The organism is Candidatus Edwardsbacteria bacterium, from assembly GCA_018821925.1.
In the GTDB taxonomy this organism is placed as follows: domain Bacteria; phylum Edwardsbacteria; class AC1; order AC1; family EtOH8; genus UBA2226.
Genome location: JAHJLF010000033.1, coordinates 1 through 7,132, shown reverse-complemented (window position 1 = coordinate 7,132; position 7,132 = coordinate 1). Strand labels below are relative to the sequence as shown.

Below are 7,132 nucleotides of genomic sequence, written 5' to 3'. Positions count from 1 at the left end.
CGCTCGTCGGCGTATTTCTTTTTCAGATCGGCGATCTCCTCCCGGATGACGCCCATCAGCCGGCGCTTGCTCTCCAGTATCCCCTTCAGCTTGGATATCAGCTTGATCAGCTCCTCGTATTCCTCCTCGATCTTCTTGGTCTCCAGGCTGGTCAGCCGCTTGAGGGTCATGTCTAATATGGCCTGGGCCTGTTCCTCGGACAGCTTGAACTTCTTCTTTAAAGATTCCCTGGCCGCCTCGACATTGGCCGATTTCTTGATGATCCTGACTACCTCGTCGATGTTCTCGATGGCGATCTTCAGGCCCTCCAGAATATGGGCCCGTTTTTCGGCCTGGGCCAGTTCGTATTTGGTGCGCCGGGTGACCACATCCACCCGGAAATCGATGAAATGGTTCAGGACCTGATGCAGGGTCAGCACCTTGGGGACCCCGTCCACCAAGGCCAGCATGATCACCCCGAAACTGTTCTGCAGCTGGGTGTGCTGGTACAGCTGGTTGATGGTCACCCGGGGATCCGCATCCCGCTTCATGGTGATGACCACCCTCATGCCGTCCCGGTCGGACTCGTCGTTAATGTCGGCGATCCCGTCCAGCTTCTTGTCCCGCACCAGCTCGGCCACCTTCCCTATCAGGCTGGCCTTGTTGACCTCGTAGGGCAGCTCGGAGATGATGATATATTCCTTGCCGCTCTTGGCGGTCTCCACCATCACCTTGCCCCGGATGACCACCTTGCCCCGGCCGGTCTGGTAGGCGTCCCGGATCCCGGAGACCCCCATGATCATGCCGCCAGTGGGGAAGTCCGGCCCCTTGACTATCTTCAACAGTTTCTCCGGCTTCAGCTCCGGCTCGTCGATCAGAGAAGTTATGGCATCGCAGACCTCGCCCAGGTTGTGAGGCGGGATATTGGTGGCCATGCCCACCGCAATCCCGGAGGAGCCGTTGACCAGCAAGCAGGGCAGCACCGAGGGCAATACCGAGGGCTCCTGCAGCGATCCGTCGTAGTTGTCCACGAACTTGACGGTGTCTTTATCTATATCCTTGAGCACTTCGGCCGATATCCGGGACAGCCTGGCCTCGGTGTAGCGCTGGGCGGCCGGCGGATCGCCGTCCACCGAGCCGAAGTTGCCCTGGCCGTCCACCAGCATGTAGCGCAGCGAGAAATTCTGAGCCATCCTCACCATGGAGTCGTAGATGGCCTGATCGCCATGGGGATGGAATTTACCCATCACCTCTCCCACGATGCGGGCGCTCTTCTTATAGGGCTTGTTGTGGGCCATGCCCAGCTCGCTCATGGCGTACAGTATCCGGCGGTGCACCGGCTTCAGGCCGTCCCTGACGTCCGGCAGGGCCCGGCCCACAATCACCGACATGGAGTAGTTCAGGTAGGAGGTCTTCATCTCCTCCTCGATCTCGCAGCCGATTATTCTTTCTCTCTCAAGTGCCATCTATATATCCTTTATATTATTTTTTCTTGGTCCTGCTCCTGGGCGGGGCTTTTTTATCCAGTGCCTTCAGGTCCTCGATGGTAAATCGGCCCTCGTCCGGGCAGTTCTCGGCCTGGTCCTTGGGCATCCGGTACAGTTCGATGTCCACCCAATGGCCCTTCTGACAGGCTTCATAAAAAGCGAAATATTCCTTCTTGTCCGTCAGGTCGGCCGCTATGGTGTATTTGCTTCCCTTGACGATGCCCACCAACACCTCGTCGTTTTTTACATAGAACATCTTTTCGGTGGCCGGTCCGATCCTCAGGGCCTTCTCCATAACTTTTTTAACCCCGTAATACCTGGTGGCCATATTGCCTCCAAATAAGATTCATTTATATGCTCAATGATAGAAAGTTCGTTGCGATCTCTGCGTCTCGGTGCCTCACCCGCCACCACAAGAAAGTCAATATAGCCCGCCACCGCAGGGTAGTACATATAGGCGGGTCTGCCTTTGGCACGAGCGGGTCCGCCTTTGGCGGAGTGGCAATCTAGATATCCAGGTTCTTGACATACTTGGCGTTCTGCTCGATGAAAAGCCTTCGCGGCTCCACCGCATCGCCCATCAGAATGGTGAAGGTATGGTCGGCCTCCACCGCATCGTCGATGTTCACCTTCAGCAGGGTCCGCCGTTCGGGGTCCATGGTGGTCTTCCACAGCTGCTCCGGGTTCATCTCGCCCAGACCCTTGTAGCGCTGGATGTTGACATTCTCCTTGCCCAAACGGGTGACCACCTTCTCCAGCTCCTCCTCGTTGTAGACGTAATGCTCCTCCTTGGATTTTCCCACCCGGTACAACGGCGGCTGGGCGATGTAGATATATCCCCTCTCTATCAGGGGGCGCATATAGCGGAAGAAAAAGGTCAGCAGCAGGGTGCGAATATGGGCCCCGTCCACATCGGCGTCGGTCATGATGATCAGTTTGTGATAGCGTGATCTCTCCACATCAAAATCCTCCTGCCCGATGCCTGTGCCCATGGCGGTGATGATGGTGCGGATCTCCTCGTTGGCCAGCATCTTGTCCAGCCGGGTCTTCTCCACGTTGAGGATCTTGCCCCTTAAGGGCAATATTGCCTGAAAACGCCGGTCCCGGCCCTGTTTGGCCGAGCCTCCGGCCGAGTCGCCCTCCACCAGGTACAGTTCGCACAGCTGGGGGTCGGTCAGGGAACAGTCGGCCAGTTTTCCCGGCAGCCCGGATGTCTCCAGGGCGTTCTTGCGCCGTACCAGATCCCGGGCCTTGCGGGCCGCCATCCGGGAGCGGGCCGAAAGGACGCCTTTCTCGCAGATCTTGTTGGCCACCGAGGAATTCTCTTCAAAAAAGTTGGACAGCTCCTGGCCCACCAGTGATTCCACAATTCCCTTAACTTCCGAATTTCCCAGCTTGGTTTTGGTCTGCCCCTCGAACTGCGGTTGTTTGACCTTCACCGAAACCACCGCCGTCAATCCTTCGCGGACATCATCCCCGGACAGGGCTAAGTCATCTTTTTTAAACAGGTTGTTCTTCTTGATGTAGTCGTTGATGATCCTGGTCAGGGCCGATTTGAAGCCTATCAGGTGGGTGCCGCCCTCAATGGTGTTAATGTTGTTGCAGAAGGAAAAGATGTTGTCGTCATAGGAATCGTTGTACTGCAGAGCCACCTCCACCTGCACCCCGTCGCCCTCCTTGGCCACATAGATGGGCTTGTGCAGCGGGGTCTTGTTCTCGTCCAGGAATTTGACGAAGGAGACGATACCCCCGTCGTATTTGAAATTGTGGGACTTGCCGCTTCTCTCATCCATAAGATCTATCGAGAGTCCACGATTGAGGAAGGCCAGCTCCCTCAGGCGTCCGGCCAGGGTGTCGAAAACGAAGGCGGTGGCCTGGAATATCTCTTTGTCTGGCAAAAAATTTACGGTAGAGCCTGTCTTGGATGCTTTCCCGATCACCTTGAGTTCGGTCTTGGTGTGCCCTCGTTCATATCTCTGATGGTGCACCTTGCCGTCGCGCTGAATCTCCACCTCCAGCCACTCCGACAGGGCATTGACCACCGACACCCCCACCCCGTGTAGGCCGCCGGAAATAGCGTATGATTTATTGTCGAACTTGCCCCCGGCATGCAACACCGTCAGGGCCACCTCCACTCCGGGCTTTTTCTCGGTGGGATGGATGTCCACCGGAAAGCCCCGGCCGTCGTCGATCACGGTTATGGAACCCTCCTTGCGAATGAAGACCTGGATATGGGTGCAGAATCCGGCCAGGGCCTCGTCCACCGAATTGTCCACCACCTCGTAGACCAGATGGTGAAGCCCCCGGCTGCCGGTGTCTCCGATATACATGGCCGGCCTGCGGCGCACCGCCTCCAGGCCTTTTAGTACCGTTATTTTTTCGCTGGAATAGCTTTCCCTGGCTGTCATAGTTCTCCTTAATGATATCCGAATTATATTATTTTTCGTTCTCTTAGAATGGCCCCACCTTGAAAGTGATATCCTTGACGGCATCGGCCCCGATAATTTTATTGATTTTTCCCTTGAGCCTGACCCTCAGCAGGGTGCATTCCTGCACCCAGGCCGGGCTCTTGGCCTCCACCAGCAGCCTGCCACGGATCACCGAAACCGCCCGGGTGTTGGCCGCAATCTTGGAGCCCGCCGCCTCCGGCCAGACTGTCAGGGCCCTGGTCTCATCCATCCTCTGGTCGATCTCCAGGGATTTCAGGACCCGGCTTAAAATATCCCCCACTGCTTCCAGCTTTTTCATTCTTCCCTCACAGATCGCGGGATAGACGGACCATGGCCCCGGTCAGGTTTGACATGGTCTGTTTGAATTTTGGATCCCCCCAGCCCTGGACCCACCCAGTTTCCTTGAGCTCGTCGGAGATCACAAATACCGCCGCCGCCGGGATGGCATATGCCCTAGCCACGGCGAAAAGTCCGGCCCCCTCCATCTCCACGCAAGTCGCCCCCATTTTTCGGTACTCATTGACCTTAGCCCTGGTCTCTTGGTAGGGGGCATCGGTAGACCAATGAACGGTTAAACGGGGATCCAGTCCCTGTTCCTTTAAGCGGTTATGCACATGATGGGTAAGTTCGCTATCGGCCGCAATCACCGACTGGAGGTCGTATCCGTAACATATCCCGGTGCCGGTCTCGTTTATGGCTCCGGTGGAGACCACCAGATCCCCGATATTCAGTTCCGGGGATATTGAGCCGGCTATGCCAATGTAGATTATCTTCCTTACCCCCAAAGCCAGCAGCGTCTCCACCTGGATGGCCATGGCCGGCGATGATATCCGGCTTTCGATAAAAAGGGTATCGTGGTGGATATATGCGCCCTTCAGCACCCGATGGCTGAACTCCTCAAGGCCCGCCTGATCTTTGATCTGGCGCCACAGGTATCGGAAAGACAGCACCGTCGGGTATTCTAGCACAACATCTTCGTAGGTCAAGCCATCCCTTGAGATGCTATCCTCTATAAAGGCCCTGGCCGATGTGATGGATTTATGCATTTCGATCAATAGAAATTCACCGAATGATCTTTCAGCTTGCCATCCTGGTAGTTGAACTTGGCCGAGAAGAACTTTTTATCCTCCAGCCAGGGCAGGAAGATATGATCTCCTTCCCACAGATCCAGCTTCAAAAGGTCCTGGTCCTTGACCCATTTCAAATAACCCTCGGCTGAATCCAGCAGTTTTCCCCGGAACCTCTCCACGGTAAAGACGAAAACGTACCAGTCATCCCACTCATCGAACGAGGGGAAGGTAAGAAACCCGTTCAGCTGGGGATCTTTTATCAGCAGACCGCTTTCCTCTTTCACCTCCCGGATGACGCACTCCTCGGGGGTCTCCCCCGGCTGCATCTTGCCGCCCAGGCCGTTCCATTTGCCGTAATGCAGATCGTCCTTCCGTTTGATGCGGTGCATCATCAGGGTCCGACCGTCCTTTTTTTTGATGTAGCACAGAGTGGCTAGCTTCATAATAGGGAATAGATTATGGTTATTAGATGATAGGGGATATCCTATCCAATTTACTTATCATGGAAAAGCAGTCGATCTTTGAGCCTTTTGTGTCTCTGTGGTAAATCAAATTATTTCTATCCTGCCATCTTCCACCCGGAACTTTTTAAAACCGTCCTGCCGGGTGACGTCATTTTCATGGGCCGAGGCGATGAACACCTGGCATTCCGGATCAAGCTGCTGGATCAGCAGGCCGGCCCGCTGGCTGTCGAGTTCGGCGAAGATCTCATCCATCAGGATCACCGGCTTTTCCTTAAGCTGGGCAGCCATGATCTCGGCCACCGCCAGCTTTAAGGCAATGGCCGCCGTCCGCTGCTGGCCCTGTGAGCCGAACTGGCGGATGCGCATCCCGGCCAGCGATATCTCCAGATCGTCGCGGTGTGGCCCGAACATTGTTATGCCCCGCCTCCGCTCGAATTCGAATCCGGTGGCCAGGGCCTTGGCAAAGGCCTCCTCTATCGGCTGGCCCGGCTCATATTTGTAGGACAGGTGGTAGCGCAGCCCCAGCCGCTCCCGCCCGCCGGAGATGCCCACATACCTGCTGCCGGCCATCTCCTTAAGATCGTCGATGACCTCTATCCGTTTCCGGACCAGCTTCATTCCGCATTCCACCAGCTGCTGGTTCCAGGCCTCCAGCGAAGCGGCATTGCTGCGCCCTTCCTTGATGGCGTACAGCAGTTGATTCCTCTGCTTAAGTATCCTATTGTAGTCCTGCAGGTCGGCCAGGTAGGTCCTGGAGAACTGGGAGATGGACAGGTCCATGAAACGGCGCCGCACACCGGGGCCGGACTTGCACAGGTCGTCGTCCTCCGGGGACAGGCTGACCACCGGCATGCGGCCGATCAGCTCCGATAGCTTCTGCTGCAGCTCGCCGTTGATCTTCAGCCGTTTCTCTTCCTTATTATATGCCGCCTCGACATTGATCTCGCCCTCGGCGGTCTGGGCCTGACCCTCCAGCCGGAACCATTCCCGGGTGAACCCTATCATCTGTTCGTCCTCAGCCACGCTCCTCATGGAACGCCCGATGCACAGATAATGGATGGCCTCCAGCAGATTGGTCTTGCCCGATCCGTTGATGCCCAAAAAAAGATTCTTTCCCGGCGCAAACTCCAGATCAAAAGCAGATAGATTCCTGAAATTACTTCCTTTTGCCGTCTTAATAAACATTCTACTTCCCTGTTTTCCAATACCCAAAGTGATGTGTTTGATAATCAATTATACCACAACATATGGATAAAATGCAACGGTTTTTTATTCATTTTTTATCACATAAGGCCTTGTATATCATGATTTTACATGTGGCAGCAACGACAACTATCCAAATTTTGCCAAATTTAAAAAAAATCTAACTTTTTAGACTAAAAATTACCTTGAAAAATAATCGTATTGCTGATATACTTACCTGCTTGTTGGTCTATTGTAAATTTAAATATTCGGGCGTCCTTCGAAAGCAATGCAAGAAGCTGGTCTCAGGATGACGGAGTAAAAATATAAGTCGGGCGGCCCCGATTGGCAATAATAAATATAAAACAAGCCATCGGGGTGAAGGAGCAAATCTTTGTAGTCGGGCGGTTAGCTCAGCTGGTTAGAGCGCTGGTCTCACATACCAGAGGTCGGGGGTTCGAGTCCCTCACCGCCCATACTCGACGCCCTCACTCTCCAGT

At 54.9% G+C, this 7,132-nt stretch carries 7 protein-coding genes and 1 tRNA gene; 1 reads left to right on the top strand and 7 read right to left on the bottom strand.

Translation table 11 applies throughout. From position 1 onward, the window contains the following. The 7 genes from KJ869_03185 to recF form a co-directional block, all read right to left on the bottom strand. On the bottom strand, window positions 1-1,445 hold a 1,445-nt coding region (locus KJ869_03185; GenBank protein MBU1576194.1), incomplete at its 3' end, for a DNA topoisomerase 4 subunit A. Between the two features lie 16 nt (window positions 1,446-1,461). After that, window positions 1,462-1,794 carry a hypothetical protein gene (locus KJ869_03180; protein ID MBU1576193.1) on the bottom strand — a complete coding sequence of 111 codons (333 nt, stop codon included), beginning with the start codon at window positions 1,792-1,794 and terminating at the stop codon, window positions 1,462-1,464. A gap of 178 nt (window positions 1,795-1,972) precedes the next feature. Beyond that, window positions 1,973-3,874, bottom strand: coding sequence for a DNA topoisomerase (ATP-hydrolyzing) subunit B (gene gyrB, locus KJ869_03175; protein MBU1576192.1), 1,902 nt, complete (start codon window positions 3,872-3,874; stop codon window positions 1,973-1,975). Between the two features lie 43 nt (window positions 3,875-3,917). Next, window positions 3,918-4,214: a DUF721 domain-containing protein gene (locus KJ869_03170; GenBank protein ID MBU1576191.1), complete on the bottom strand. Its 297-nt coding sequence runs from the start codon at window positions 4,212-4,214 to the stop codon at window positions 3,918-3,920. Window positions 4,215-4,221: 7 nt separating this feature from the next. Beyond that, on the bottom strand, window positions 4,222-4,962 hold the full coding sequence (locus tag KJ869_03165; GenBank protein ID MBU1576190.1) for a hypothetical protein: 741 nt from the start codon (window positions 4,960-4,962) through the stop codon (window positions 4,222-4,224). Window positions 4,963-4,967: 5 nt separating this feature from the next. Then, window positions 4,968-5,429 carry an 8-oxo-dGTP diphosphatase gene (locus KJ869_03160; protein MBU1576189.1) on the bottom strand — a complete coding sequence of 154 codons (462 nt, stop codon included), beginning with the start codon at window positions 5,427-5,429 and terminating at the stop codon, window positions 4,968-4,970. Between the two features lie 105 nt (window positions 5,430-5,534). Beyond that, window positions 5,535-6,635, bottom strand: coding sequence for a DNA replication/repair protein RecF (gene recF, locus KJ869_03155; GenBank protein MBU1576188.1), 1,101 nt, complete (start codon window positions 6,633-6,635; stop codon window positions 5,535-5,537). Window positions 6,636-7,034: 399 nt separating this feature from the next. Here recF and KJ869_03150 point away from each other — a divergent pair. Next, a tRNA-Val gene (locus KJ869_03150) sits at window positions 7,035-7,108 on the top strand. Window positions 7,109-7,132: the final 24 nt, after the last annotated feature.

Excerpts from the sequence above, each read along its gene's own strand:
- KJ869_03180 (MBU1576193.1), bottom strand. The coding sequence starts at position 1,794 with ATGGCCACCAGGTATTACGGGGTTAAAAAAGTTATGGAGAAGGCCCTG.
- gyrB (MBU1576192.1), bottom strand. The coding sequence starts at position 3,874 with ATGACAGCCAGGGAAAGCTATTCCAGCGAAAAAATAACGGTACTAAAA.
- KJ869_03170 (MBU1576191.1), bottom strand. The coding sequence starts at position 4,214 with ATGAAAAAGCTGGAAGCAGTGGGGGATATTTTAAGCCGGGTCCTGAAA.
- KJ869_03165 (MBU1576190.1), bottom strand. The coding sequence starts at position 4,962 with ATGCATAAATCCATCACATCGGCCAGGGCCTTTATAGAGGATAGCATC.
- KJ869_03160 (MBU1576189.1), bottom strand. The coding sequence starts at position 5,429 with ATGAAGCTAGCCACTCTGTGCTACATCAAAAAAAAGGACGGTCGGACC.
- recF (MBU1576188.1), bottom strand. The coding sequence starts at position 6,635 with ATGTTTATTAAGACGGCAAAAGGAAGTAATTTCAGGAATCTATCTGCT.